Source organism: Streptomyces sp. NPDC045846 (genome assembly GCF_056431605.1).
The window spans coordinates 482638-482998 of record NZ_JBWKKJ010000009.1 but is presented as its reverse complement, the minus strand read 5'-3'; positions in this window follow the sequence as shown (position 1 = coordinate 482998).

Here is a 361-nt window from a genome sequence, read left to right as displayed (position 1 = left end):
ACGCTTCCTTCGTACTCACCCTCTCGGGCTTTCCTCCGGGCGCTTCCCTTCGGTATTTCGTGTTCCGACTCTATCAGACTCTTTCGTGTCCGATTCCCCGTCGAATTGGGGTTCGCTTTCCGGTTCCCGCTTTCGCGTTTCCCTTTCGGCGTGGCCCGACTTTATCAGAGATTCTGGAGCCGGATTCCCGTCCCGATCCGGGGTCCCGTACGGCACGCGAAGGTGCCGGGTTCCCGTTCAGGCGGAGACATAAACCTACTGGAGCGGGGGGGGGGGGGGGGGGGGGGGGGGGGGCGGTGCGGGGGGGGGGGGGGGGGGGGGGGGGGATGGGGGGGGGAGGGGGGGGGGAGGGGGGGGGGAG